21 protein-coding genes are annotated in these 25,143 nt (G+C 66.5%); 15 read left to right on the top strand and 6 right to left on the bottom strand.

Annotated elements, in window-relative coordinates; all coding sequences use genetic code 11:
• Positions 1–23: 23 nt before the first annotated feature.
• The 3 genes from ACEN8I_RS18775 to ACEN8I_RS18765 are packed head-to-tail and all read right to left on the bottom strand — an operon-like array spanning position 24 to position 3,797.
• Complete coding sequence (locus ACEN8I_RS18775; protein WP_413330097.1) at positions 24–926, bottom strand: NAD(P)-dependent oxidoreductase; 903 nt, start codon at positions 924–926, stop codon at positions 24–26.
• A gap of 49 nt (positions 927–975) precedes the next feature.
• On the bottom strand, positions 976–2,919 hold the full coding sequence (locus tag ACEN8I_RS18770) for a bifunctional 5-dehydro-2-deoxygluconokinase/5-dehydro-2-deoxyphosphogluconate aldolase (RefSeq protein WP_413330096.1): 1,944 nt from the start codon (positions 2,917–2,919) through the stop codon (positions 976–978).
• Positions 2,916–3,797, bottom strand: coding sequence for a MurR/RpiR family transcriptional regulator (locus tag ACEN8I_RS18765; RefSeq protein ID WP_413330095.1), 882 nt, complete (start codon positions 3,795–3,797; stop codon positions 2,916–2,918). The genes ACEN8I_RS18770 and ACEN8I_RS18765 overlap by 4 nt, the downstream gene beginning before the upstream one ends.
• 187 nt (positions 3,798–3,984) lie before the next feature.
• Here ACEN8I_RS18765 and ACEN8I_RS18760 point away from each other — a divergent pair, with 187 nt between their 5' ends.
• The 4 genes from ACEN8I_RS18760 to ACEN8I_RS18745 are packed head-to-tail and all read left to right on the top strand — an operon-like array spanning position 3,985 to position 7,110.
• Complete coding sequence (locus ACEN8I_RS18760) at positions 3,985–4,998, top strand: branched-chain amino acid ABC transporter permease (protein ID WP_413330094.1); 1,014 nt, start codon at positions 3,985–3,987, stop codon at positions 4,996–4,998.
• On the top strand, positions 4,995–5,738 hold the full coding sequence (locus tag ACEN8I_RS18755; RefSeq protein ID WP_413330093.1) for an ABC transporter ATP-binding protein: 744 nt from the start codon (positions 4,995–4,997) through the stop codon (positions 5,736–5,738). Before ACEN8I_RS18760 ends, ACEN8I_RS18755 begins: the two co-directional genes overlap by 4 nt.
• Positions 5,735–6,481, top strand: a complete 747-nt coding sequence (locus ACEN8I_RS18750) for an ABC transporter ATP-binding protein (protein WP_413330092.1) — start codon at positions 5,735–5,737, stop codon at positions 6,479–6,481. The genes ACEN8I_RS18755 and ACEN8I_RS18750 overlap by 4 nt, the downstream gene beginning before the upstream one ends.
• Before the next feature lie 5 nt (positions 6,482–6,486).
• A complete protein-coding gene (locus ACEN8I_RS18745) occupies positions 6,487–7,110 on the top strand; it encodes an ATP-binding cassette domain-containing protein (RefSeq protein ID WP_413330091.1) in 624 nt (207 codons plus the stop codon).
• Here the strand turns inward: ACEN8I_RS18745 and ACEN8I_RS18740 are convergent.
• Positions 7,107–8,906, bottom strand: a complete 1,800-nt coding sequence (locus tag ACEN8I_RS18740; RefSeq protein WP_413330090.1) for a sigma 54-interacting transcriptional regulator — start codon at positions 8,904–8,906, stop codon at positions 7,107–7,109. The two genes, ACEN8I_RS18745 and ACEN8I_RS18740, sit on opposite strands and share 4 nt — an antisense overlap.
• A gap of 258 nt (positions 8,907–9,164) precedes the next feature.
• On the opposite strand from ACEN8I_RS18740, the gene ACEN8I_RS18735 reads away from it, so the two are divergent.
• The 8 genes from ACEN8I_RS18735 to ACEN8I_RS18700 all read left to right on the top strand — a co-directional run bounded on the left by ACEN8I_RS18735 (position 9,165) and on the right by ACEN8I_RS18700 (position 20,237).
• The gene (locus ACEN8I_RS18735; RefSeq protein WP_413330089.1) at positions 9,165–10,619 is read left to right on the top strand and encodes a benzaldehyde dehydrogenase; all 1,455 of its coding nucleotides are present in this window, start codon (positions 9,165–9,167) and stop codon (positions 10,617–10,619) included.
• A gap of 79 nt (positions 10,620–10,698) precedes the next feature.
• Positions 10,699–11,466, top strand: a complete 768-nt coding sequence (locus ACEN8I_RS18730) for a coniferyl-alcohol dehydrogenase (RefSeq protein ID WP_413330104.1) — start codon at positions 10,699–10,701, stop codon at positions 11,464–11,466.
• Positions 11,467–11,549: 83 nt separating this feature from the next.
• Positions 11,550–13,229 carry a DUF1302 domain-containing protein gene (locus ACEN8I_RS18725; protein WP_413330088.1) on the top strand — a complete coding sequence of 560 codons (1,680 nt, stop codon included), beginning with the start codon at positions 11,550–11,552 and terminating at the stop codon, positions 13,227–13,229.
• Positions 13,230–13,252: 23 nt separating this feature from the next.
• A complete protein-coding gene (locus ACEN8I_RS18720) occupies positions 13,253–14,611 on the top strand; it encodes a DUF1329 domain-containing protein (RefSeq protein WP_413330087.1) in 1,359 nt (452 codons plus the stop codon).
• Entirely contained in the window at positions 14,611–15,672 is a 1,062-nt protein-coding gene (locus tag ACEN8I_RS18715) for a WD40/YVTN/BNR-like repeat-containing protein (protein WP_413330086.1), read from the top strand. Before ACEN8I_RS18720 ends, ACEN8I_RS18715 begins: the two co-directional genes overlap by 1 nt.
• Positions 15,673–15,694: 22 nt before the next feature.
• On the top strand, positions 15,695–18,133 hold the full coding sequence (locus tag ACEN8I_RS18710; protein ID WP_413330085.1) for an efflux RND transporter permease subunit: 2,439 nt from the start codon (positions 15,695–15,697) through the stop codon (positions 18,131–18,133).
• The gene (locus ACEN8I_RS18705; RefSeq protein WP_413330084.1) at positions 18,130–19,251 is read left to right on the top strand and encodes an ABC transporter substrate-binding protein; all 1,122 of its coding nucleotides are present in this window, start codon (positions 18,130–18,132) and stop codon (positions 19,249–19,251) included. Before ACEN8I_RS18710 ends, ACEN8I_RS18705 begins: the two co-directional genes overlap by 4 nt.
• Positions 19,248–20,237 (top strand): alpha/beta hydrolase, encoded by a 990-nt coding sequence (locus ACEN8I_RS18700; RefSeq protein WP_413330083.1) that lies wholly within the window; start codon positions 19,248–19,250, stop codon positions 20,235–20,237. Before ACEN8I_RS18705 ends, ACEN8I_RS18700 begins: the two co-directional genes overlap by 4 nt.
• A 12-nt stretch (positions 20,238–20,249) precedes the next feature.
• On the opposite strand, the gene ACEN8I_RS18695 is transcribed toward ACEN8I_RS18700, so the two are convergent.
• A complete protein-coding gene (locus tag ACEN8I_RS18695; RefSeq protein WP_413330082.1) occupies positions 20,250–22,271 on the bottom strand; it encodes an acetoacetate--CoA ligase in 2,022 nt (673 codons plus the stop codon).
• A gap of 61 nt (positions 22,272–22,332) precedes the next feature.
• A complete protein-coding gene (locus tag ACEN8I_RS18690; protein WP_413330081.1) occupies positions 22,333–23,178 on the bottom strand; it encodes an NAD(P)H-binding protein in 846 nt (281 codons plus the stop codon).
• 109 nt (positions 23,179–23,287) lie between these two features.
• Here ACEN8I_RS18690 and ACEN8I_RS18685 point away from each other — a divergent pair, with 109 nt between their 5' ends.
• The 3 genes from ACEN8I_RS18685 to ACEN8I_RS18675 all read left to right on the top strand — a co-directional run bounded on the left by ACEN8I_RS18685 (position 23,288) and on the right by ACEN8I_RS18675 (position 25,138).
• A complete protein-coding gene (locus ACEN8I_RS18685) occupies positions 23,288–24,217 on the top strand; it encodes a LysR family transcriptional regulator (protein WP_413330080.1) in 930 nt (309 codons plus the stop codon).
• Complete coding sequence (locus tag ACEN8I_RS18680; RefSeq protein WP_413330079.1) at positions 24,207–24,656, top strand: ribonuclease HI family protein; 450 nt, start codon at positions 24,207–24,209, stop codon at positions 24,654–24,656. Before ACEN8I_RS18685 ends, ACEN8I_RS18680 begins: the two co-directional genes overlap by 11 nt.
• Positions 24,657–24,745: 89 nt before the next feature.
• Complete coding sequence (locus ACEN8I_RS18675; RefSeq protein ID WP_413330078.1) at positions 24,746–25,138, top strand: RidA family protein; 393 nt, start codon at positions 24,746–24,748, stop codon at positions 25,136–25,138.
• Positions 25,139–25,143 lie beyond the last annotated feature (5 nt).

Genomic DNA, 25,143 nt, shown 5'->3' with positions numbered 1-25,143 from the left:
GTGAATGGTGCTAACGGGTCGGCTTAACGGGGAACGATCTTGACGTCGTTGAGTTTTTCCTGCGCTTCAAAAAGTGAGGCGATCAGCTTGTCGCCGAAACCGGCGTTGCTGGCCTGTATCAGGCTCTGGTGCGCGGCCTCGCCCATCAAGCTGCTGACGGGCAGCATCTCGGCCAGGTGGGTGTAGTAGCGCAGGTCTTTCTGCGCATTGGCGATGCCGAACTTGAAGCCCGTGACGTCGCCTTCCTTGAGGGTCTTGGTCGCCATCATCTGGAAGATGCCGCAGTTCACGCCGCCGGCCGAGATCACGTCGTACAGGCGATTGAGGTCCAGCCCGCTCTTGACCGCGACCGCGAAGGCCTCGGCAATCGAGGCCGCGAAGCTCATGGCCATCATGTTGTTGACCAGCTTGAGCACATGGCCGTGGCCGGGCGGGCCGACGTGGAAAATGTTTTCGCAGAAAGCCTTGAGCACGGGCTCCAGCGTTTTGAAGTCTTCCAGCTCAGCGCCCACCATGGTGTTGAGCCGGCCTTCCTCGGCCTCCTTGGGCGTGCGCGCCAGCGGCGCATCGACCAGCTTGATGCCTTTGGCCGCGAGGTCCTTGCGTATGCGCGTGCTGGAGGCAGGCTCGGCCGTGGAGGTGTCGACCACGATCAGGCCCTGGCGGCCGCTCCCCAACAGGCCGTCCTTGCCGTAGACGATGTCCTCGACCTGCGGCGAGCCGGTGACGCAGATAAACACGATGTCCGAAGCCTGCGCGCATTCGGCATTGGTCTTGGCTTCCTTCGCGCCGGCGGCGATGAGGTCGGCCAGGTTGTCGCGGTTGCGGTTGACCTTGAAGGTCAGGGGAAAGCCTTTGGCCAACAGGTTTTTGGCCATGCCGTGGCCCATCATGCCGATGCCGATAAATCCGATCCGGGTTGTCATATGTTGTCTCCGTTTTGTTTCTTGTTCTGCTGTTGTGCTGTTGTGCTGTTCAGCTCATGGCTTCGGCCGCGCCGGCGGGGATACCGGCCCGTTTGCCTGTGCGCGCTTGGTCCCAGAGCGCGATCAGCCGCGCATAACGCTCGGCAATGTCCTGGACCACCGTGGCGTCATCCATGGCGCCGGCAAACCAGCCGTTCGCGGCATCGGCAAAGATGGAGCGCCCGACCGCAAAACCGCGGCAAATCGCATGCGGCGCCGCGATGCGAAAACTCTGGTCCAGCTTTTCCTCGCTGGCTTCCAGGCCCAGCACCAGCACACCGCGGCAGTGCGGGTCGTGCTGTGCCACCACGGCCGCGATCTTTTCCCAGCCGGATGCGGTCGCGGCGGGCGGAAGCTTCCACCAGTCGGGGAAGATACCGGCCTGGTAGATCTGCGCCAGCGCCTGCGGCACGGTGTCGTTATCGCAGTGCATGTCCTTGGGCGGAATGACCTCGATGAGGAATTCGTGAAAGCTGTCCACGCTGGCGCGCTGCAGGTCGGCCAGGCTGGCGAGCTGGCTCTCGCGCAAGGCCGCGGAGTCTTGCGGGTGGTAGCTGACCAGGCATTTGGCGACATGCTCGCCGGGCCAGGTCCGCATGGCCGCGCCCAGGCCGGAGCCGGCTTCGAACTGCAGCGGGCGCGAGCCCGGCAGTTCGACGGGCCGTGCCACCCACCAGCCTTTACCCGTGACGGAAGGCAGCACGTCTTCGCCGAAGCGACCATCGACGATCACGCCCACCCCCGCGCGCTGGCCGGCACCCAGCCGCGCACCTTCAGCGATCAGGGATTTGAAATGCGGAATGCGCTCCATGCCCGCGCCATGGCGCGCGGCCAGCTCTTCGAGCTGCATGCGGTGGTCAAAAGCCAGGATGACCAGTTCTTCCCAGCGCCGCGTGCGCGTGCTGGCGCGATGCAGGTGCTCCAGCCGCGCGTCTTCACGCAGGCGGCGCGTGGTGGAGCCATGCGCCAAGAAAAACTGCAGTTCTTCCCAGCTCGCCATGGCAGGCGCGCAGCCGTGGCGTGAGACCACCAGCGCGCCGCAGGCATTGGCATAGGCGCAGCAGCGCGTGAGCGGCTCGCCCGGTATCCAGCCGCGCAGAAAGCCCGACATAAAAGCATCGCCCGCCCCCAGCACGTTGTAGACGTCGACCGGAAAGCCGGGGCCCTGCATACCCTTCTCAAGTGAATCGGGAATTGCGCCGTCGAACACCACGCAGCCCATGGGGCCGCGCTTGACGACCAGCGTGCCGGCGGTCAGTTCACGCAGTCGGCGCAGGGCGGTAAGCGTATCGGTGCTGCCGCCCGCGATGTGGATTTCCTCCTCGGTGCCGACCACCAGGTCGCAATGGCCGACCACAGTCTGCAAATGCGCACTGACCTCACCCGAAGGCACAAAACGCTGCTCGCCCATGCCGGGGCTGGTCAGGCCCCAGAGCACGGGACGGTAGTCGATGTCCAGCACCACACGCGTGCCGGCGGCCTTGGCCAGCGCCATGGCGCGGGTGCAGCTTTCGTAGGTGAGCGGCTGCGAGAGGTGGGTGCCCGAAATCAGCAGCGCCTTGGCCGAGGCGATAAAGGCCGCGTCGAAGTCCTCGGGGCTGATCGCCATGTCGGCGCAGTTGTCGCGGTAAAACACCAGCGGGAAGGTATCTTTGTCCTGGATACCCAGGAACACCAGCGCGGTCAGGCGCTTGGGGTCGGTGGCCACATGGCTGACGTCCACGCCCTCGGCCGCCAGGGTTTCACGCACAAAGCGGCCGTTGTGCTCGTCGCCCACACGCGTCAGCATGGCGGGCTTGAGGCCCAGGCGCGCCACGCCCACGGCGGTGTTGGCCGGCGAGCCGCCCAGGTATTTGCTGAAGCTCTGCATGTCTTCGAGGCGGCCGCCGATCTGCTCGCCGTACAGGTCGACGGCGGCGCGGCCCACGCAGATCAGGTCCAGCGGGCGGTTCATGCGGCCCTCTTGCGCGCCGGCTTTGCGGCCGGCTTGCCCTTGGTTTTGGCAGCGCCCTGTTCGGCCAGCTGGTGGCCGGTGCTGACCACCAGCGCCTGCGCCAGGCACAGCGGCGCGACCAACGAGCGGAAGGGCTTGGACGAATCGTCGGCCAGCTCCAGGCAGACCTGGGCATGCGCCTTGAGCGGTGAGAGCGGGCCGTCGGTAATGGCGATCACCGAGGCGCCCAGCCTGACCGCCTCCGCCGCGGCGGCGATCACCTCGGGCGAATAGTTGCGAAAGCTCGCGGCGATCAGCACGTCGCCGGGCGCGATGGAGCGCAGGCTTTCGCGCAGCATGCCGCCCGTGCCGTCGAGCAAATGGGTGCGCAGCTCGAGCTGGCTGAGCGCATACGCGAGGTAGCCGGCCACCGGGAAGGCGCGGCGCTGCGCCAGCACATGGATGCGCGGCGCCGAGGCCATGAGCTTGACGGCGGCCTTCAGGTCGGCCTGGGCAATGCTTTCCTCGAGATGGCCCAGTTCGGCCACCGATTCGCCCACCAGCTGGTGCAGCACGCCGGCCGGCGCGCGCTCGCCGTTGAGCTGCTTGCGGCGCAGCTGGTCTATGCGTTCGCGGTAGCTGTCGGAGCGCTCCAGCAGGTGGCCGCGAAACACCTGCTGCATTTCGGAAAAGCCGCCATAGCCCAGCGCGTTGGCAAAACGGATCATGGCCGAGGGCTGGACCTCGGTGGCCTCAGCCACCGTCGCCACCGTGCCCAGCGCCAGGTCGTTGGGCTGCTCCAGCGCGAAGCGCGCGATGCGCTGCAGCTGCTTGGACATGTCCGGGTAAGTCCGGCCAATCAGCGCCTTGAGTTCTTCGTAATTCGTTGCAGAGTCCATGGGTTCTTGCCGCCTGGGAAATGCGATGGGCCGGGCTGGCTTGCATCGCGTCAATTTAGAATAAATGTTCTTGCTTATTTAAATAATAGAATTTATATTCTGTTTTGTCCAGCGTCTTTTTTCGAACGCCTTTCCCTTTTTCCCTTTTTCCCTTCCACCAGAAAAGCCCAAGAGAGACAAATTCCCCATGCAACTCGCTTCCGGTCGCGCGCCGCTGATTCCCTTGCCGATGCTCGCCACACTGCTGGTGCTGCTGTCCACGCCGCTGTGGGTGGGCCGCGTCGGGCTGTACCAATACCTGGCCCTGGAAATCATGATCTGGGTGCTGTTCGCGCTGGGCTACAACCTGCTGCTGGGCTTCACCGGCCTGCCCTCTTTCGGGCACGGCGCGTTTTTCGGCGCGGGCGCCTATGCCTTCGGCCTGCTGCAGCTCAGGGTCTGGCCCAACCTGTGGTTCGACCTGGCGGGCGCGGTGCTGGTCACGGCGGCGCTGGGCGCGCTGGTGGCGCTGTTCATCTCGCACCGGCGCGGCATTTATTACGCGCTGCTCACCATCGCCTTCGGCCAGGTGTTCTGGTTTGTCGCCAACAAATGGCATACCGTCACCGGCGGCGAGGACGGGCTGCTCAACATCAAGCGCCTGCCGGCGGATTTCGGTGTGGTCTCTTTCAATCTTTCGGGCAACAACGCCCTTTTCTTCTTTTGCCTGGCGCTGTTCGCGGGGGTGCTGCTGGGGCTGTGGCGGCTGATCCATTCGCCGCTGGGCCGCATCTTCAGCGCCATCAAGCAGAACGAGACACGCGCGGCCTTTGTGGGCTACAACGTCTGGCTCTATAAATGGCTGGCCTTCACGATCTCCACCGCAGTGGCGGGCCTGGCCGGCGCGCTGTTCGCCATGGCGCAGCAGTCGGCCTATCCCAACGTCATGAGCCTGCACAACTCGGGTTTTGTGGTGATGATGGTACTGATAGGCGGCGGGCTGGTGAGCTTCTGGGGCCCGGTCATAGGCGCGACCTTTTTTATCCTGGCGCGCGACCTGCTGGGCGCCTACACCGAGACCTGGCTGCTCTGGTACGGCCTGGTCTTTATGGCCATGGTGCTGTTCAAGCCCGAAGGCATTGCCGGCGCCTGGCAGGCCTGGAAGGCCAGGCCGCGGCGCGCGGTCGCCGCCAAGCCCGCACCGGCCGGAGGTGCGCTGTGAAGCTCTTTGAGGCCAGCGGCCTGTCCAAACGTTTCGGCGCCCAGGTGGTGCTGCAAGACATCACGCTCAGTTTCGAGGAAGGGCAACTCAACGGCATCATGGGCCCCAACGGCGCGGGCAAGACCACCTGCTTCAATGTGCTGACGGGCCGCTACAAACCCGACCGCGGCCGCGTGACCTTTGCCGGCGAGGACATCACGGGCCTCTCGCCGCGCGAGATCGCGCGCAAGGGCGTGTCGCGCTCCTTCCAGATCATGAATCTGTTCGACAGCTACACCGCGCTGGACAATGTGCTGGTGGCCACGCCGCATGTGCGCCGGCAGGGCTTTAACCCCTGGCGCGACCTGGGCGCCGACGACACGGCGCAGCAGCTGGCCGCCGCGATCCTCGAACGCGTGGGCCTCAAAGGCAAGGAGCGCACGCCGGCCAGCAGCCTGTCTTACGGCGAGCGCCGCGCGCTGGAGATCGGCGTGGCACTGGCGGCCGAGCCGCGCATGCTGTTCCTGGACGAACCCACCGCCGGCCTGGGCGCCGAAGGCACAGCGCGACTGATGGAGCTGGTGAAAGAACTCAAGCGCCAGCTGACCATTGTGATCATCGAACACGACATGAACTTCCTCTTCAAGCTCGCCGACCAGATCTCGGTCATCCATTGGGGCCAGGTCATCAGCCAGGGCACACCCGAGCAATTGCGCGAGAACGAATGGGTGCGCCGCTCCAACCTGGGAGCGCTGGCATGAGCGCCGTCCTCCAACCCGCCATCCACACCATTGCGCAGCAGCAGGACATGCTGGCCGTGGAGCACATAGACACCTTCTACGGCGAAACGCAGGTGCTGTTCGACGTGTCGCTCAAAGTCGGCGCCGGCGAAGTCGTGGCGCTACTGGGCCCCAACGGCGCGGGCAAGACCACGCTGCTGCGCTCGGTGCTGGGCCTGACGCCGCCGCGCAAGGGCAGCATCGCCTTCGATGCGCGGGACATCACACGTTTGCCCACGCATGAGATCGCCAAGGCCGGCATGGGCTGGGTGCCGGACGACAGGCGCATCTTTCCGACGCTGACGGTGGCGCGCAACCTGGCCATCGCACGCAAGACCACGCGCTTTCGGCCCTGGCACGAGAAAGAATGTTTTGAAATCTTCAGCGCGCTCGAATACCTGATGCACCGCGAATGCGAAAACCTCTCGGGCGGCGAGATGCAGATGGTGGCCATCTCGCGCGCACTGCTGGGCTCGCCCGGCCTGGTGCTCTTCGACGAGCCCAGCCAGGGCCTGGCGCCCAAGGTGGTGCAGGACGTGATGAAAACCATCAGCCGGCTCAAGGCCGAAGGCATTGCGGTGCTGGTGGTCGAGCAGAACGTGCAAAGCGCGCTGGCGGTGGCCGACCGCGCTTATGTGATGAACCAGGGCGTGATCGTCCACGAGGGCCCTGCGGCCGAATTACGCAACGACGCCGCCTTGTGCCGGCAGCTTTTGGGAGTCTGACCCGCATGAGCCATCCTCTTCTACGCGTCGAAAACCTCGCCAAGCAATACCAGCGCGGCGTGTTCCGCAAGACCACCACGTTTTCGCTGAACGCCGACTTTGAAGTTGACAAGCCCTGCGTGGTCGGTGTCATGGGCCCCAACGGCTCGGGCAAGACCACGCTGTTCGAACTCATCACCGGCAGCAACCTGCCCAGTGCGGGCCGCGTGCTCGTGAACGGCCAGGACATCCACCAGGTGCGCACGCGCGAGCGCGACCGGCTGGCCATCCACTACCACCAGTCCTACCAGGTGCGCTCGTTTCAAAAGACCAAACCCGACTTCATGCTGGCGCACGCGCACAGCGATTCACCGCTGGTGCATCTGTTCGACGAGCCGCAGTTCAACACCCAGGACGGCTACATCGGCTTTATGCTGGACTTCTTCGCCAGGCTCAAGGCCAATGGCCGGCTGGTGTTTTTATGCCTGCACCCCAACGAGCCCTACCACGTGGACATCCTGCGGCAATGCTGCGAGCGTTTCATCTTTGTGCAAAAGGGCGCGGTCAGCGAGGCGCCCGACTTCGACACGCTGGCGCGCGATGAGAAGGTCAGGGCCTATTTGGGAGCGCTGGCGCCGGCAACGACCTAAATCAGGCTGTGCTTCCTGGCCCGGTAGGCCAGCTTGGCGCGTGTGGTGTTCAACCGCCGCGCCGCCGCCGAGAGGTTGCCCTGGCAGGCGGAGATCGCGCGCTCCAGCGTATCGCGCTCGGTTTGTTCCAGCGACTGCGGGGAGACTGCGCCCGCCAGTATGGGATTGGCACAAGCCGGCGCGCCCTCGAAGTTCAAGGTGCCTGAATTGCCCTGCATCCTCAAGGTCATGACCTCGGCGCTCAAGGTTTCGCCGCCGGTGAACAGATGGTGCACGTCGATCAGGCCGTCGGCATCGGCCATGATCACCGCGCGCTCCACCAGGTTTTGCAGTTCGCGGATATTGCCCGGAAAGTCATAGTTCAGCAGCGTGCGCACCGAGGCCTGCGTGAAGCCGCCGGTGTTGCAGCCGTGCTTGCGCCGGTAGTGGTTCAGGAAATGGTTCATCAGCAGCGGAATGTCGTCGCGCCGCTCGCGCAGCGGCGGCAGGTGGATGGGAAACACATTGAGCCGGAAGAACAGGTCCTCGCGAAAGCGGCCCTCGCGCACCGCCTGGCGCAAGTCCTCATTGGTGGCGGCCACCACACGCACGTCGACCGCGATACCGCGCGTGCCGCCCACGCGCTCGACCTCGCCCTCCTGCAGGGCACGCAGCAGCTTGCCCTGGGCCACAAAACTCAGCATGCCGATCTCGTCGAGGAACAGGGTGCCGCCGCTGGCCCGCTCAAAGCGGCCCGGCCGCGAATGGCTGGCCCCCGTGTAAGCGCCACGCTCCACGCCGAACAGCTCGGACTCGATCAGGGTTTCCGGGATGGCCGCGCAGTTCACGGCAATGAAGGGCTGGTCCTTGCGCGGGCTGATCCTGTGCAGCATGCTGGCGAACTTTTCCTTGCCCACGCCGGACTCGCCGGTGAACAGCACGGTGGCGGTGGTGCGTGCCACGCGGCTGAGCTGGTGGCAGGCCGCGTTAAAGGCCGATGAAGCCCCGACCATGGCGTCGCCGGCGGGCGCCTCGCTGGGCGCCAGGTCGGCCGGGCCGGCCTCGCTGCGCGCATAGGCCGCGGTGTCGACAAACTCCCTGGCGTTCAGGTAGCGCATGTCCTCTTCAATGTTGTCCCACTTGTCGGCGGACTTGCCGACCACCCGGCATTGCGCGTGGCCCATGGAGCGGCACATGGTTTCCCGGAAAACGATCAGGCGGCCGAACAGTGTGCTGACGTAGCCCGTGGCATAACCCACCTGCATCCAGCAGGCCGGCGAGCCGCCTATGCCGTAGGCGGCGATGTGCTCATCATCTTCGCTGGAGTTGTGCCAGATGAACTCGCCCTCATAGCCGCTGGTGTCGGGGTCGTAGGTCACGCTGACCAGCTCCACCTTGACCACGCCTTCCAGCGCGTGCAGGCGCGTGCCGGCCATGGCGGCCGCCGGCGGGTCGGCGTCGGGCCAGTGCTTGCGCACCAGCTGGGCGTCGCGGGCCCCGCTGACGTAACCGGCGCGGGTGAACAGGCCGCGCGCCTTTTCAATGCCCATGCTGTCGACCATCTCGCGGCGCATGGCGCCCAGCGCCTCGGTGTGCAGCAGCACCATGCGCTGGTCCTGCAGCCAGATGCGCCCGTCGCCCGGCGAGAAGAACAGGCATTCGCTGATGTCGGCAATCGTCGGATGCGTGTCACCGCCTATGTGGGTGCTGGCAAAGCCGCCCAGGGCCTTGGCCACCGACGCGCTGTCAAAGCTGCCCAGCGCGACACCGGTGGCCCGGGCCACTTCGGCCAGCGAAATGCGATCAGAGACACCCATGGCAGTTTCCTTGGATTGATCAAATGGTGAAAAAGTAGTTTTACTTTATAACTATTTGATCAAATCCAACTCAGGGCTTTCCATGTGCTGCGCCGCAGCAATCGGACCTAGGGTATGTCCCGGTTTTCCCAATGAGAAACCGCCCGGCTCCGCGCCTCAAGCATGCCCTGGCATGCCGCGCTGGTACATGCATTGCGATACAGCAGCACGACGCGCCGATGTGGCGAGCTGATCAAACAACCGTGAGGACAAAAGCAAATGGGTGTATCCGACGCGAAGGCATTTCTGGATTTTTCCGCGCTGGCGAGCGCACCGCTGGGCGGCGGCAAGCGCGACGTGGTCGAGCCCGCGACCGGCAAGGTGATGTGCACCGTGGGCATCGCCAACGCGGCGGATGTGGCCGGGGCCACGCGGGCGGCGGCCGGCGCGCAAAAGCCCTGGGCCACGCTGCCCCCGCGCGAGAAGGCCGACGTATTTCGCCGCGCCGGCGCGCTGTTCCAGCAGCACTTCGACGAGCTCGCGCTGTATGCCACACGCGAAACCGGCGGCATCCTGCCCAAGGGCCAGCATGAGATTCGCGAGGCCATCACCATCTGCCACCTGGCTGCGGCCATGCCGCTGCAGCCTCAGGGCCATGTGCTGCCCAGCGTGCCGGGACGCACCAGCATCGCGCGCCGCATGCCGCACGGCGTGGTGGGCGTGATCTCGCCGTTCAACTTCCCGCTGATCCTGACGCTGCGCGCCGTAGCGCCGGCGCTGGCCGCGGGCAATGCCGTGGTGATCAAGCCAGACACCCGCACGCCGGTGACCGGCGGCCTGATGATCGCGCGCATCTTCGCGGAAGCGGGCCTGCCCAAGGACTTGCTGCAGGTCCTGCCCGGCGACGCCGAGGCCGGCGAGGCTTTGGTGACCGACCCGCTGGTGCCCATGATCGCCTTCACCGGCTCGCCCGCGGTGGGGCGGCGCATCGGTGAGCTCGCGGGCAAGCACCTCAAGAAGGTGTCGCTGGAGCTCGGCGGCGCGAACTCGCTGGTCATCCTGGACGACGCCGACCTGGACATCGCCGCGAGCAATGCCGCCTGGGCCGCCTACCTGCACCAGGGCCAGATCTGCATGGCGGCCAACCGCATCCTGGTGCATGAAAGCATCGCAGCCCCGTTCCTGCAACGCCTGGTCGCCAAAGCCACACACCTGCCTGTCGGCGATGGCGCCACCGGCCAGGTCGCGCTGGGGCCGCTGATCGACGCGCGCCAGCGCGACCGCGTCCACGCCATCGTGCAGGACAGCATCAAGGCCGGCGCGAAGCTCGAAGCCGGCGGCACCCATGACGGCCTGTTCTACAAGCCGACGGTGCTGTCCGGCGTCAAGCCCGGCATGCGCGCGTTCGACGAGGAAACCTTCGGCCCGGTGGCCAACATCGTCACCTTCCGCAGCGACGAGGAAGCGGTGGCGCTGGCCAACAACAACACCGGCAGCCTGGCCTGCGCTGTCATTTCGCGCTCTGTGGGCCGCGCCATGGCGGTGGGCCAGCAGCTCAAGGCCGGCATGGTCCACATCAATGACCAGACCGTCAACGACGACTGCGTCAACCCTTTCGGCGGCCCCGGCATCGCGGGCAACGGCACCAGCGTGGGCGGCCCGGCCGACTGGGAGGAATACACGCAGTGGCAGTGGATGACCATCAAGGATACCGCGCCCATGTTCCCGTTCTGAACCGGACCTTCAGCCCACGACTTCACCACTTCAAGGAGAGCTTCATGAATCCGCATACCCCGGAGGCCTTATGAGCCTGATGAGCCTGCAAGGCAAAACCATCGTCATCACCGGCACCTCGTCGGGCATAGGCGCCGAGACCGCCAGGCTGGCGCGCTTGCAGGGCGCGCGTGTCATCGGCATGGACCGCAACGACCCCAGCCTGACGCTGGACGGCTTCATCAAGGCCGACCTCGGCACGGCCGAAGCCATAAACGCCGCCGTGGCCCAGCTGCCGGCCCAGGTCGATGCGCTGTGCAACATCGCCGGCGTGCCGGGCACGGCGGACGGCGAGCTGGTGGCCCGCGTGAACTACCTGGGCCTGAGGCACCTGACGGAAAAAGTGCTGGCGCGCATGCCGCGCGGCGGCAGCATCGTCAACGTGGCTTCCATCCTCGGGGCCGAATGGCCGCAGCGCCTGGCCCTGCACAAGGAACTCGCGGCCGCCAAAGGCTTTGAGGCCGGCGCGGCCTGGCTGCACGCCCACCCGGTGCCGCAGGCCACCTGCTACCAGTACTTCAAGGAAGCGCTGATCGTCTGGAACGCCGTTCAGTCGCAGGAATGGTTCCTGGGCAAGGGCGTGCGCATGAACTGCGTGGCGCCGGGCCCGGTGTTCACGCCCATCCTGGGCGACTTCGTGGCCATGCTGGGCCAGGAGCGCGTCCAGGCCGACGCCCACCGCATGCTGCGCCCCGGCTTTGCCGACGAGATCGCGCCGGTGGTGGCCTGGCTGTGCGGCGATGCCGCGCGCTGGGTCAGCGGCGCCAACATCCCCGTCGACGGCGGACTGGCCTCTACCTACATCTGACACCGATACGCCCGCAGGCAACCGACCACCCCCACACCCACGACACCACGACAAGCAACACACATAACGAGGAGACAAAAATCATGACGAAGCGATTCACCCCCTTCAGGCTCAGCACGCTGGCCCTGACCTGCGGCCTGGCCTGCGCGCTGCCGGCCCATGCCTTCGAGCTGGAGTCCGCCGACCCCGACACCAAGATCCGGCTGGACTTCACGCCCAAGTACAGCCTGGCCTGGCGGCTCAAGGACCCGTCGGCGCTGCTGACCTTGCCCGCCGCCCGCGGCGACGGCGGCGTGACCAATGAGAACGACGGCGACCTCAACTTCAAGAAGGGCCTGATCTCCAACCGCGCCGACCTGCTGACCGAGTTCGACTACAGCCGCAGCAACTGGGGCCTGCGCATCAGCCACTCGGCCTGGTACGACTCGCAGTACCTGCGCGCCAATGCCAACGACGGCACGGCCGGCGTCAGCAACTTCGCGGGCCAGCCCGTCAACCAGTTCGTGCCCGCGACCCGGGACCAGCACGGCCGCGGCGACGAATTCCTCGACGCCTTTGTCTGGGGCAAGGGCTCCATCGGCAGCATGCCGGCCTCGATACGCGTGGGCAAACATGCGCTGCAGTACGGCGAGAGCGTGTTCTTCGGCCAGAACGGCATCGCCAACGCGCAAGGCCCGGTGGACATCGCCAAGATCGTTTCGGTGCCGAACTGGCAGTTCAAGGAAGTGCTGCTGCCGGTGGAACAAATTTCGGGCACGCTGCAGGTGGCCGAAGGCCTCACGCTGGGCGGCTACTACCAGCTCAAGTGGCGGCCCAGCAAGATCCCCGGCGTCGGCAGCTATTTCTCCAACCAGGACTACATCGGCGGAGGCCGCGTCTACCTGGGCGGGCCGGTGCTGCCCACCGATACCAGCCGTGACCAGAAGCCGGGCGACAGCGGCCAGTTCGGCGCGCAGCTGCGCTGGGCACCGGCCGGCAGCAACTACGAGTTCGGCCTGTACGCGGCGCGCTACAACGACAAGACCCCGGCCGTGCCGGTGTTCGACCTGATCAACGGCAATGTGCACAACGTCTATGCCAAGGGCATCAAGACCATAGGCGCCAGCGTCACCTCGTCGATAGGCCAGCTCAACTGGGCGCTCGAAGGCTCGCTGCGCAGCAACGCGCCGCTGGCCAGCGACCCGGCCGTGCTGGGCGGCGCGCCCTTCATGCCGCCCGCCAACTGCGACGGCTCGCCCGCCAACCCCTGCTATGCCACCGGCAGGACGGCGCACATCAACCTCTCGGGCATTTATGTGCTCAACAAGTCCAGCCTGTGGGACGGCGGTGCCCTGGTGGCGGAGCTGGCCTGGAACCGGCTGCTGAGCGTGACAAAGAACCCCAGCGCCGTCGGCTTCGGTGGGCTGGACCCGAATGCCACGCGCGACGCGGCGGCCTTCCGCATGATTTTTGAGCCGCAGTACTTCCAGGTGCTGCCCGGCCTGGACCTGTCCATCCCGCTGGGCCTGGGCTACAACTTCGGCGGCCGCTCCTCGGCCGTCATCAACTTCGCCGGCGGCGCCAGCAAGGCGGGCGACGTGAGCATAGGCATCAAGGGCAAATACCAGAACGTCTGGAATTTCGCGCTGAACTACACGGCCTTCTTCGGCAAGGAAAACACCTTGACCGTCACCGACCCGAGCACCCCCACTCGCATGCTGTCCTACGGCCAGAGCCTGAAAGACCGCAACTACGTTTCCTTCACCGCTTCCCGTACTTTCTAAAAACCATTCCAGAGACAACCATCATGAAGCAGACCGCAAAACACTCATTGCTCATGGCAGCCCTGCTGGCCGGTGCCATGTCCGCCCAGGCCGCCGTCACCGCCGAAGAAGCCGCCAGGCTCAAATCCACCCTGACCCCCATGGGCGCCGAAAAAGCCGGCAACAAGGACGGCAGCATCCCGCCCTGGGAAGGGGGCCTGACCAAGGCCACGCCGGGCTACAAGAACGGCGACGCGCGGCCCGACCTTTATCCCAGCGAAAAACCCCTCCTGTCGATCAATGCCAAGAACATGGCGCAGCATGCCGACAAGCTGACCGACGGCGTGCAGGCGCTGATGAAGAAGTACCCCGACTTCCGCATCGACGTCTATCCCACGCACCGCACGGCGGCGGCGCCGCAGTCGGTGTACGACAACACCTTCAAGAACGCCACCCGGGCCAAAACGATTGAAGGCGGCTACGGCATGGAAGGCGCGTTCGGCGGCATACCGTTTCCCATCCCCAAGGACGGCTATGAAGCCATGTGGAACCAGCGCACGGCCTGGCGCGGCGGCAACTTCTCCATGCCCATGCGCGTGTGGGTGGTGACCTCCGACGGCAAACGCACCATGGCCTCGGGCGGCACGCAGACCATACGCCAGGCCTTTTACGACAAGGACGGCAGCGCCGAGAAGTTCGACGGCTACTACCAGTACGGCAAGCTGGTGGTCAATGCGCCGGGCTCCAAGGCGGGTGAGGCCATCCTCGCGCTCGACGGCGTCTCCGAAGCCGCGCCGCGCGGCTTGTGGCAGTACCTGGTGGGCCAGCGCCGCGTGCGCAAGGCGCCTTCGGTGGCCTATGACACGCCCGACTCGGTGACCTCCGGCATAGGCCTGTTCGACGAGGCCTTCACCTTGTTCGGCCCCATCGACAAGCACGAGCTCAAGCTGGTGGGCAAGAAGGAAATCTACATTCCCTACAACAACAACCGCGCCGCCTCCGCGAAGATCGAGGACCTGGTGACACCCAACACGCTGAACCCCGCGCAGGTACGCTGGGAGCTGCACCGCGTCTGGGAAGTCGAGGCCACGCTGGCGGCCGGCAAGCGCCACGTAGTGCCCAAGCGCAAGTACTACATCGACGAGGACTCCTGGCAGATCGCGCTGTTCGACGGCTGGGACGCCAAGGGCCAGCTCTGGCGCACCAACTACGCGCTGATGCTGACGGCGCCGGACATCCCGGCCGTGAGCAACGTCGTGCTGTGGGGCGGCTATGACATGCAGACCGGCGCCTACTACCTGAACATGGCCTCCAACGAGCTGCCCAAGCAGTACGAGGTGCAGCCGCCGATTCCGCGCTCCTTCTTCAGCGCCGAATCCCTCGCCAGCGAAGGCGCGCGCTGATGGCCGGAGTCACGCGCCGACAGGCCGCCCTCGCGGGATTGCTGGGCGGCGGCGCGGCCATGCTGCCGGCATGGGCGGCCAGCGCGCCGGCCGTGCTGTCGCAGGCCGCGCTGCTAACACCCAAGGCGCTGGGCGCGGCCACGCTGGCCGTGGCGCGGGCCGGCGACCGGCTGGTGGCCGTCGGCGAGCGCGGCACGGTGCTGCTGTCGGACGACCACGGCGCGAGCTGGCGCCAGGCGCAGGTGCCGGTGCAGGCCAGCCTGGCGGCCGTGTGTTTTGCCGACGCGCGCACCGGCTGGGCCGCCGGCCACCTGGGCGTCATCCTGCGCAGCGACGACGCCGGCGCCACTTGGCACAAACAGCTTGACGGCGTGCAGGCGGCCGAACTCGTGAAGCAGGCCGCGCAGCGCACGGGCGATGCTGGCGCCGTGGCGCAGGCCCAGCGCCTGGTGGAAGAAGGCGCGGACAAACCGTTTTTTGACCTGGAATTCATGGACGTCCAGCGCGGCTTTGCCGTGGGCGCCTACAACCTGATGTTTGCCACCACGGACGGCGGCAAGAGCTGGACGGCGCTGGGGCCGCGGCTGCCGAATTCGAAAAGCCTGCACCTCTACGGCGTGCGCGCGCGCGGCCGCACGCTGGTGGTCGCCGGCGAGCAGGGCCTGCTGCTGCGCTCCAGCGACGGCGGCGCGAGTTTCAGCGCGCTGGCCTCGCCCTACAAGGGCAGTTTTTTCGGCCTGCTGCAGACACGCGGCGGCGCCCTGGTGGCCTACGGCCTGCGCGGCACGGCTTACCGCTCCGGCGATGAAGGGCAGCACTGGGACAAGCTGGACACCGGTGTGCCCATGGCGGTCGGCGCCGGCCTGGCCTTGCCGGACGGCGGTTTTGTGCTGCTGAGCCAGGCCGGTGATGCCTTGCTGGGCGCCGAGAACGAGCCGGCCCTCAAGCGCATCCCGGCGCGCGAAGCCGTGCCGGTCTCCGGCGCCGCGCTGGCCGCCGATGGCGCCCTGGTACTCGCGAGCCTGCGCGGCATGCGGCGCGTGCAACTGCCCGCCAACTGAAAAAGACAGCGACCCAAACCTCATGCACGCCGATTCCTCCTCCGCTTCCTCTCCTGATCTCCAGCCCGCTCAACCCGTCGTTGCGCGGCTGGAGGATTTCGACACGCGCTCGGGCACCCTGCTCGAGCGCGTCTTTTTTAATCACCGGCCCTGGGTCATGGCCGTCTGCGTGCTGCTCACCCTGTTGCTGGGCTGGCAGGCCACCAAGCTGCGGCTCAACGCGAGTTTTGAAAAAACCATTCCTACAGGCCACCCCTACATCGTCAACTACCTGGCCCACAAGGCCGACCTGGGCGGCCAGGCCAATGCGCTGCGGCTGGTGGTGGAGGCCAGACAGGGCACCATCTTCGACAAGGCCTACCTCGACGCGCTGCAAAAGGTCAACGACGAGATCTTTTTGCTGCCCGGTGTGGACCGGCCCTTCATGAAGTCGCTGTGGACCTCCAACACGCGCTGGGTGGCCGTGACCGAGGAAGGCCTGGACGGCGGGCCTGTGATCCCCGACGCCTATGACGGCTCGCCCGCCAGCCTGGCCGGGCTGCGCGCCAACGTCGAGCGCTCGGGCGAGATCGGCCAGCTGGTGGCCGGCGACTTCAAGTCCAGCATCGTGTTTGTGCCCCTGCTGGACCGCAACCCCGAGACCGGCCAGGCGCTGGACTACGGCGAGCTGTCGCGCCAGATTGAAGCCTTGCGCGCCAAGTACGGCAGCGACACGCTGCAGATCCGCGTGACCGGCTTTGCCAAGGTGGTGGGCGATTTGATCGAGGGCCTGCACCAGGTGCTGCTGTTTTTCCTGCTGGCGCTGGCGATCACCACGGTGGTGCTCTACGGCTACACCCGCTGCAAGCGCAGCACGGCGCTGGTGGTGGCCTGTTCGCTGGTGGCGGTGGTCTGGCAGTTCGGCCTGCTGGCGCTGCTGGGCTACGAGCTGGACCCTTATTCGGTGCTGGTGCCCTTTCTGGTGTTCGCCATCGGCATGAGCCACGGCGCGCAGAAGATGAACGGCATCATGCAGGACATAGGCCGCGGCACGCACCGCGTGGTGGCCGCGCGCTACACCTTTCGGCGCCTGTTTGTCGCGGGCCTGACCGCGCTGCTCTGCGATGCCGTGGGCTTCGCGGTGCTGGTCATCATCCAGATCAAGGTGATCCAGGATCTGGCGCTGATCGCCAGCATTGGCGTGGCGGTGCTGATCTTCAGCAACTTGGTGCTGTTGCCTATCCTGCTGTCTTACGTGGGCGTGGCGCCCGCGGCGGCGGCACGCAGCCTGCGCCAGGAAGCATCGCAAGGGGCTCAACGTTCATGGCTCTGGGCCTTGCTGGACCACTTCACGCAAAAGCGCTGGGCCACGGCGGCCGTGGTGGTCGCGGCGCTGATGGCCGCGGGCGGTTATGCCGCCAGCCTGCATCTGAAAATCGGCGACCTGGATGCGGGCGCCTCCGAACTACGGCCCGGCTCGCGCTACAACCAGGACAACGCCTACCAGATCGCCCACTACGCGGCCAGCGCCGACATCCTGACGGTGATGGTGACCACGCCTGCGGACAAATGCACGGGCTATGAAACCCTGGCCAAGGTTGATGCGCTGGCCTGGCGGCTTGAGCAGTTGCCCGGCGTGGAATCCACCAACTCCATGGCGGCGCTCTCCAAGCTGGCCATGGTGGGCTACAACGAGGGCAACTTCAAATGGTTTGAACTGCTGCCCAACGAAGGCGCCCTGGGCGGCGTGCAGACGCGCGCGCCGCGCGAGCTCTTCAACCAGAGCTGCTCCTTCCTGGCCCTCTATGTTTACCTGAAAGACCACAAGGCCGAAACGCTGGCCGGCGTGGTGGACAGCGCGGAACGCTTCGCGGCCGTCAACAACACGCCCGAGGTCAGCTTCAAGCTCGCGGCGGGCAGCGCCGGCATTGCGGCCGCCACCAACATCGTGGTGGGCAAGGCCATGCGCGAGATGCTGTTGTGGGTGTATGCGGCCGTGGTGATTTTGTGCTGGATCACCTTCCGCTCCTGGCGCGCCGTGGTGGTGGCGGTGCTGCCGCTGGTGCTGACCTCGATTTTGTGCGAAGCGCTGATGGTAGGCCTGGGCATGGGGGTGAAGGTTGCCACCTTGCCGGTCATCGCGCTGGGCGTGGGCATAGGCGTGGACTACGCGCTGTATGTGCTCAGCATCACGCTGGCGCGCATGCGCGAAGGCGCCAGCCTCTCCGACGCCTACCACCATGCGCTGCAGTTCACCGGCCGCGTGGTGCTGCTCACCGGTATCACGCTGGCCCTGGCCGTGGGCACCTGGGCTTTCTCGCCGATCAAGTTCCAGGCCGACATGGGCATTCTGCTGGCCTTTATGTTTGTGTGGAACATGGTGGGGGCGCTGGTGCTGTTGCCGGCGCTCGCGCATTTCCTGCTGCGCCCGGCCATGCCGGCCGCGTTGCACATGCAGGCTGGCAAGCGCGCACTGGTATGACCGGATCCATCACTATGCGCGGCTTTCTTGCCGCAGCGATGTTCTGCTGTGCGGCGGCAAGTCATGCCGCGCCCGAACCCATCGTCATCGGGCAATCGCTGCCGCTGACCGGCCCGGGCTTTCCGGTCGCGAACCGCGTGCTGGCCGGCGCCCGCGCCCATGTGGAGCGCGTTAATGCGTCGGGCGGCATTCTCGGGCGTCCCGTGGAGCTTGTGACGCTGGACGACGGCGGCGACCCCGGGCGCGTGGCGGCCAACCTGCGCACCCTGGTACGCAAGCACAATGCGCAGCTCATCGCCAACTGCCTCGGTGAGCGCGCCTGCGGGGAAGCAGCCCAGGCCACGCGCGAGCTGCGCGTGCCGCTGGTCGGCCCGATGTCAGGCGCGGCGGCGCTGCGCGCACCCGACGTTCGCCATGTTTTCAGCCTGCGGCCCGACGATGCCCGGGAAGCCGAGGCGCTGGCGCGCCAGCTGGGCTCCATAGGCGTTTCCAAAGTGGCGGTGCTGGCCGATGACTCGGAGCCGGCGCGCACCGCGGCGCTGGTGGCCGCCCTGCAGCGCAGCGGCCAGCAGGTCAGCCGCGTCACGGCCGATGCGCGGCTTGAGTCGATTGAAAGAGCATTCCAGGACGCGGCAAAAACAGCGCCGCAAGCCCTGATCATGAACCTGGGCAACGAGGTGCTTGACGCACTGGGCCGGCTTCCGGCTTCGGCCTATGACAGCGTGCCGTCCACCGTCGCTACCTTATCGACCTCGGGGCTCACGCAGCTGACACGGCTGTTTCGCAACCGGCTGGTGGGCTACACCAGCGTGGTGCCGAACCCGGAAGTCGCGCGCCTGCCCATCGTTCGCGAACTCGAGCGCGACGCCGACGCTTATATAGGCCCCGAAGCCCTGACCTTCGAAGGCCTGGAGTCCTACCTGAACCTGCGTGTCTGCACCGAGGCCTTGCGCCGCGCCGGCCCGCGCGCCGACGGCCAGCGCCTGGGCGAAGCGATGGAGAGCCTGGGCGCGCTGGACCTGGGCGGCTTCAAGCTGTCGTTCAGCCGCGAGCGGCACCAGGCCTCGGACCACGTCGAGATCGGCATGCGCGCGCGCGACGGAAGACTCTTGCGATGAATAGACCCTCTACCAACAAGGACCCGCACATGAAAGCTGTTGTGAACCCCGTGCTGGAAACAGCCGACATGGACCCCGGCTTGGCCGGCTTCCTGGCCCAGGCCGCCATGCAAGGCAACCCGCCCATGGAAAGCCTGCCCTCTGCCATCGGCCGGCAGGTTTACCGCCAGCTCGCCGACACCTTGGGCCTGCCGGCGCCAGCCGTCGGGAAGGTAAGCGACATGAGCTTCCCCGGCCCCGGCGGCCCACTGCCCCTGCGCGTGTACAGCCCCGACACCACAGGCCCCTGGCCCGTGCTGCTGTACGCGCATGGCGGCGGTTTTGTGATCGGCGACCTGGAGACCCACGACAAGGTTTGCCGCACGCTGTGCTACCACGCCGGCATGCTGGTGGTGGCGGTGGATTACCGGCTGGCGCCCGAGCACCCCTTCCCCGCCGCACCCGACGACGTGGAGGCCGCCTTGCGCTGGGTGCTTGCGAATGCGGACGCGCTGGGCGGTGACGCCAGCCGCATCGCCGTGGCCGGCGACAGCGCCGGTGCGCAACTCGCGCTGGTGGCATCGCGCCGCGTCAACTCCGGGGCCGTGCGCGCGCTGGGCCTGATCTACCCGGTGGCGCAGCACCCCGACCAGCCCAGCGCGTCTTACCCCGAGAACGAAGGCAAATTCCTGACCATGGGCGTGATGCAATGGTTTATGGCGTGCTACCTGGGCGGAGATGCCGATGCGCAGAAGCATCCCGACTATGCCTTGCTCGATTCAGGCGGCTTGGCCAGCCTGCCCGCCACCTGGGTGGCGACCATGGGCCATGACCCCCTGCGCGATGAAGGCCATGCCCTCGCGCAGCGCGTGGCCGCAGCGGGCGTGGAGGTGGCACACCGGCACTACCCCGAGGCCATTCATGCCTGCATCCATTTCACGGCGGTATCGCCCGTCGGCTTGCGGGTCATGGTGGACCTGGCGCAGTGGTTGCGCGCGCGGGTGTGAGACTTCCCCGGATCAAGCCTGAGGAGCAGTCCCGGCGCGCCGGCGCGCAAAGTCCACATACCAGTCCAGGCAAGCGGGGTTGGCCATGGCGTCGCGGTTCACGACTTTCTCCAGCGGCTGGCCCAGCAAGAGCTTCTTGATCGGCAGCTCCTGCTTCTTGCCCGACAGCGTGCGCGGGATCTCGGGCACGGCGAAGATCTCGTTGGGCACAAAGCGCGGCGACAGCGCGGTCTTGACGGCCTGGTTGAGTTTGGCCTTCATGGCCTCGTCCAGCGCCTGGCCAGCTCGCAGCACGACAAAGAGCGGCATATAACTTTCGCGGCCCAGGTACTCGAGGTCGACCACCATGGAGTCCAGCACCTCGGGCAAGGCCTCGATGGCGCTATAGAGCTCGCTGGTACCCATGCGCAGGCCGTGGCGGTTGATGGTGGCGTCGCTGCGGCCGTAGATGATGCAGCTGCCCGAACGCGTGACCTTGAGCCAGTCGCCGTGGCGCCAGACGCCGGGATAGGTGTCGAAGTAGCTGGCCAGGTAGCGTTGATTGTCCTTGTCACCGACGAAATACAGCGGCATGGAAGGCAGGGGCTGAGTGCAAACCAGTTCACCGACTTCGTCGATCACAGACTCGCCCTTGTCGTTCCAGGCTTCGACGGCGCAGCCCAGGATGCGGCATTGCATTTCGCCGGGGACCACGGGCAGTTCGCGATTGCCGCCGATAAACGCGCCGGCGAAGTCTGTGCCCCCAGAGATATTGCACCACCAGATATTGGGGTTTCCCATCTTCGCGAACTGCGCCGTGCCCCAGCGCTGCGTGTCCTCACTCAGCGGGGAACCTGTGGTGCCCAGCGTGCGCAAGCGGCTCAGGTCTCCGCACTGGCCCAAGTCAATGCCCGACTTCATGCAATTGGCAAAAAAGGCCGCACCCGCACCGAAGAAGGTCGCACCGGTGTTCGCGACAAAACGCCAGAGCGTGGTCCAGTCGGGCTTGTCCTTGTTGGTGCCGGCCGGGTTGCCGTCGTAAATGCAGCAGGTCGTGCCGTTGAGCAGGCTGGCGGCCTGCACATTCCACATGATCCAGCCCGTGGAGCTGTACCAGTGAAAGCGTTCCGGCTTCGCCGGCTCGGCATGGCTGGGCGCCAGGTCGTTGTGCAGGCGCAGCAGCGCCAGCCCCACGAGCGCGACGCCGCCGTGGCCGTGGACGATGGGCTTGGGCAGGCCGGTGGTGCCGCTGGAATAGACGATCCACAGCGGATGCTCAAAAGGCAGCCAGAGCGGCTCGAAGGCCGCGACCTGCGCATCGTCGCGCGCGACGGCCTGCGCGAAGCTCGCCTGGCCGGGCGGCAGGCTGGAGGGCGGGAGGATCTCGTGGATCAGCACATGCGTGACGCTGGGCAGGGCCGCGGCCAGCTCGGCCACCGCCTCGTCGCGCGGCATATCGCGGCCTCCGTAGTGCACGCCGTTGCAGGCGATCAACACCTTGGGTGCTATCTGGCGAAAGCGGTCCAGCACGGCGGGCGTGCCCATGTCGGGCGCGCAGACGCTCCAGACGGCGCCCAAGCTGACCGTTGCGAGAAAAGCCACCATGGTTTCGGGCGTGTTGGGCAGGTAGGCGGCCACGCGGTCGCCGGGTTGCACGCCCTGTGCTTTCAGGTGCAGGGCCAGCGAGGCTGACTGCCGGCGCATTTCCGCCCAGCCCAGTTGACGCGCTGGCTCGCCCCTGGCCAGGCTGGCTTCGCCATGGCTCAGGATGGCGGGCACACCAGCCGCCTCGGCGGCCGCCGCATGGCGGAACACCTGTCGCGCGTAATTGCCCTGCGCGCCGGGAAACCATTCGGCGCCCGGCATGGCGCGCCGGCCCAGCACGGCGGTGTGCGCGGTGGGCGACTGGACCTCGAAGTAATCCCAGACGCTTTGCCAGAAGGCGTCTATGTCGGTCACCGACCAGCGCCACAAAGCTTCGTAGTTATCGAATGACAGGCCGCGTGTGGCCTGCAGCCAGTTCTGGTAATGGCGTATCTGCGGAACAGGGGTCATGCCAAGAGCTTACCCGGCGCAGGCTTCGCACGCGTCGGGGATTCCCCCGTTGAGGCCGTTCTTACACCAGGGAGCGCAACACGGTATCAAGCTCCACGGCGCCCCTGCGCGGCGTGTGCTCGAACGAAAGCCAGCCTTCATTGAAACCGTCCAGCATGCGCATGCGCGGCTCCGGGTTCTTCATGCCCTGCCCGCTGAAGCTGGCCTGCCAGGTCTCACGCGGCACCGCTTCGGCGCGCACGTCACTGCGCAGCAGACGGGCCAGGCCGGCTGCGATATCCCTGGGGGAATAGCGGCGGGGGCCTTCAAGCTCCACAACACGGCGGCCTTCCCAGGACTCTTGCAGCAGCCCAGCGGCCGTGCGGCCCACGTCCGCCGTGGCGACCATGGGAATCGCCCTGTCCAGCGGCTGGAGGAAGCCAGGGATGAGGCCGCTCTCGCGCGCGGGTGCCACGTCCCATGCGGCGTTTTCCATAAACCAGGCCGGGCGCAGAAAGGTGACAGGCATTGTGAGATCGCCCAGGCCTTGCTCCAGCAGGCCCAACTGGCTCAACAGGCTGGCTTGTTTCGCCTGCGCGCCCACCGTCGAGATGCAGACGACGCGCGCCGGCCGTGCGGCCGCCAGGGCGCCGTGCAGCGCGGCGACGATGCGGCGGGTTTCGGGGAACCCCGGTGAAGGGTCAAAGTTGGGCGGGAGCAGCACAAACACCGCCTCGGCGCCGGTGAAGGCCCGCGTGAGCGCCGCCTCGTCGTTCATGTCGGCCAGCGCCACGTCGCAACCCTCGCCAGCCCAGGCCCGGCCCTTGGCCGGATCGCGAACAACGGCCCTCACTTGCCGGCCTGCCTGCAGTAAAGTCCGCGCTACGACGCTGCCCACCTTGCCGCTGATCCCCGTGATCGCATACATACCCACTCCTTGGTTGCTGCGGCAAACGCCGCGATGGATGGATTCTGGGCACCCCGCATTCATTTGGCGATAACATGAATGGCATTTGATCCATGACAAGTTGGCATGTATGAGCGGATTTGATGAAAGAATGCTCAATGGCATGGGTGTGTTTGCGGCCATCGTCGACGCCGGCACTTTCGCCGCCGCGGGCGAGCAGCTGGAGATGTCGCAGCCCGGCGTGAGCCGCGCCGTGGCGCGCCTGGAAGCGCGGCTGGGCATACGCCTGTTCGACCGGACCACGCGCGCCATCTCGCTGACCGACGAGGGCCGCCGTTTTTACGAGCAGGTCATGCCGTTGATGGCGGGGCTGGAGGAAGCCGCCGCCACCGCGGCGGGCGGCGCGACGGCCGTGCGTGGCCGCCTGCGCGTCAACGTCGACCCCTTCTTTTCTCGGCTGGTGCTGGGGCCGCGGCTGGGCACCTTCATGGCCCGCTACCCGGAGCTGCAGCTGGACCTGGTGACCAGGGACCAGCTCGGCGACATGGTGGCCGACGGCTTTGACCTGGCGGTACGATTCGGCAATCCCGCGCCCTCCAGCCTGGTGTACCGCCGCCTGCTCGATTCACGCATGGCGACCGTCGCCAGCCCGGCCTACCTCAAGAAGCACGGCCGCCCGCTGACGCCTCAGGAGCTGGACCGCGGCGGCCCGCATGTCTGCATCGAGTTCCGCAATCCCGAAACCGGCAAGCCTTTCAGCTGGGAATTTCACCGCAAACGCAAGAAGCTGGAAATATGGCCGGGCGGGCGCCTGACTGTCAACGACGCGGGGACGCTGTTGAGCGCCTGCCTGGCCGGCTACGGCATCGCGCAGATCATGACGCTGGGCTCGGAGGCCTTGCTGGCCGGCGGCAAGCTGGTGGAGCTGTTTCCCGACTGGCCCGACGAGCATTTCCCGCTCTATGCGCTGCATCCCTCGCGCCACCACCCGCCCGCCAAGACCCGGGCCTTCCTGGACTTTGTGGTCTCGCTCGCGCAGGAAGCCCGCGATGCAGCTTGAGGCCGCACCGTGGAACATTTACTGCGACGGCAGCGCCGTGCCCAACCCGGGCCGCATGGGCTTGGGCGCGGTGCTCATGGCGCCGGACGGTACGCGGCACACGCTGTCGTCCCCGGCGGAAGGGCGAGGTTGCAACAACGAGGCGGAGCTGCGCGCGCTGATGGCGGCGCTGCAACATGCGCGGCAACACGGGGCCAGCGAGCTTGTCGTGCATTGCGACAACAGCGTTGTCGTGGAGCAGCTGTTGGGAACCGCCCTGGAGCCCTTCCTGCGGCTTGCATCGCTGTTCGACGAGGTGCGCGCCGAGCTGCGGTCTTTCGCGTCGGCGCAGTTGGTGTGGATACCGCGCCACCGCAACCGCGAAGCCGATGCACTGGCCAGGGCGGCCGTGGGCTTGATGCCCAAAGTCCCGGCGCCAGCGACCAGGCGCAGGCGCTAGCGCTGGCCATGCTTCGTCCTGGCGCGAAGCATGACCGGGCCCTTGGCGGGTACAAAGACGGCAGTACCCAACTCAACCGGAACATCGCCATGGCCAAAGAGATTGTTCGCGTCGAACCCCTTTCCACCTGGCTGGAGCGATGGAAAGCCCCCACCTCGGTCGTCACGCGCCATGGCAACACGGTCTATGTAGCCGGGCTTCCGCCCTTTGACCCGGCAACGGGCGAAGTCATCAATGCCTCCCTTGAACGCCAGACCGAACTGGTGCTGGAGCAGATGAAGCTCTGCCTGGAAACGGCGGGCTCCTCGCTGGGTCAGGTGCTTAAATGCAATGTTTATTGCACTTCGGTCGAGAAGTTCGCGGCGGTCAATGTCATTTACGCGCGGTACTTTCCCAAAGACCCGCCGGCCCGGATTTTTGTCTGCGTGCCTGCCTGGCCGGGCAACTTTGACATTGAGATCGATTGCGTGGCCGCCTGTTAAAAAGC

The sequence above is a fragment of the Polaromonas sp. CT11-55 genome, assembly GCF_047303325.1.
Lineage (GTDB): Bacteria > Pseudomonadota > Gammaproteobacteria > Burkholderiales > Burkholderiaceae_C > Polaromonas.
The sequence above is the reverse complement of the archived record's forward strand: the minus strand, read 5'-3'. Positions and strand labels throughout refer to the sequence as shown.

Excerpts from the sequence above, each read along its gene's own strand:
- ACEN8I_RS18775 (WP_413330097.1), bottom strand. The coding sequence starts at position 926 with ATGACAACCCGGATCGGATTTATCGGCATCGGCATGATGGGCCACGGC.
- ACEN8I_RS18770 (WP_413330096.1), bottom strand. The coding sequence starts at position 2,919 with ATGAACCGCCCGCTGGACCTGATCTGCGTGGGCCGCGCCGCCGTCGAC.
- ACEN8I_RS18765 (WP_413330095.1), bottom strand. The coding sequence starts at position 3,797 with ATGGACTCTGCAACGAATTACGAAGAACTCAAGGCGCTGATTGGCCGG.
- ACEN8I_RS18760 (WP_413330094.1), top strand. The coding sequence starts at position 3,985 with ATGCAACTCGCTTCCGGTCGCGCGCCGCTGATTCCCTTGCCGATGCTC.
- ACEN8I_RS18750 (WP_413330092.1), top strand. The coding sequence starts at position 5,735 with ATGAGCGCCGTCCTCCAACCCGCCATCCACACCATTGCGCAGCAGCAG.
- ACEN8I_RS18745 (WP_413330091.1), top strand. The coding sequence starts at position 6,487 with ATGAGCCATCCTCTTCTACGCGTCGAAAACCTCGCCAAGCAATACCAG.
- ACEN8I_RS18740 (WP_413330090.1), bottom strand. The coding sequence starts at position 8,906 with ATGGGTGTCTCTGATCGCATTTCGCTGGCCGAAGTGGCCCGGGCCACC.
- ACEN8I_RS18735 (WP_413330089.1), top strand. The coding sequence starts at position 9,165 with ATGGGTGTATCCGACGCGAAGGCATTTCTGGATTTTTCCGCGCTGGCG.
- ACEN8I_RS18730 (WP_413330104.1), top strand. The coding sequence starts at position 10,699 with ATGAGCCTGCAAGGCAAAACCATCGTCATCACCGGCACCTCGTCGGGC.
- ACEN8I_RS18725 (WP_413330088.1), top strand. The coding sequence starts at position 11,550 with ATGACGAAGCGATTCACCCCCTTCAGGCTCAGCACGCTGGCCCTGACC.
- ACEN8I_RS18720 (WP_413330087.1), top strand. The coding sequence starts at position 13,253 with ATGAAGCAGACCGCAAAACACTCATTGCTCATGGCAGCCCTGCTGGCC.
- ACEN8I_RS18715 (WP_413330086.1), top strand. The coding sequence starts at position 14,611 with ATGGCCGGAGTCACGCGCCGACAGGCCGCCCTCGCGGGATTGCTGGGC.
- ACEN8I_RS18710 (WP_413330085.1), top strand. The coding sequence starts at position 15,695 with ATGCACGCCGATTCCTCCTCCGCTTCCTCTCCTGATCTCCAGCCCGCT.
- ACEN8I_RS18705 (WP_413330084.1), top strand. The coding sequence starts at position 18,130 with ATGACCGGATCCATCACTATGCGCGGCTTTCTTGCCGCAGCGATGTTC.
- ACEN8I_RS18700 (WP_413330083.1), top strand. The coding sequence starts at position 19,248 with ATGAATAGACCCTCTACCAACAAGGACCCGCACATGAAAGCTGTTGTG.
- ACEN8I_RS18695 (WP_413330082.1), bottom strand. The coding sequence starts at position 22,271 with ATGACCCCTGTTCCGCAGATACGCCATTACCAGAACTGGCTGCAGGCC.
- ACEN8I_RS18690 (WP_413330081.1), bottom strand. The coding sequence starts at position 23,178 with ATGTATGCGATCACGGGGATCAGCGGCAAGGTGGGCAGCGTCGTAGCG.
- ACEN8I_RS18685 (WP_413330080.1), top strand. The coding sequence starts at position 23,288 with ATGAGCGGATTTGATGAAAGAATGCTCAATGGCATGGGTGTGTTTGCG.
- ACEN8I_RS18680 (WP_413330079.1), top strand. The coding sequence starts at position 24,207 with ATGCAGCTTGAGGCCGCACCGTGGAACATTTACTGCGACGGCAGCGCC.
- ACEN8I_RS18675 (WP_413330078.1), top strand. The coding sequence starts at position 24,746 with ATGGCCAAAGAGATTGTTCGCGTCGAACCCCTTTCCACCTGGCTGGAG.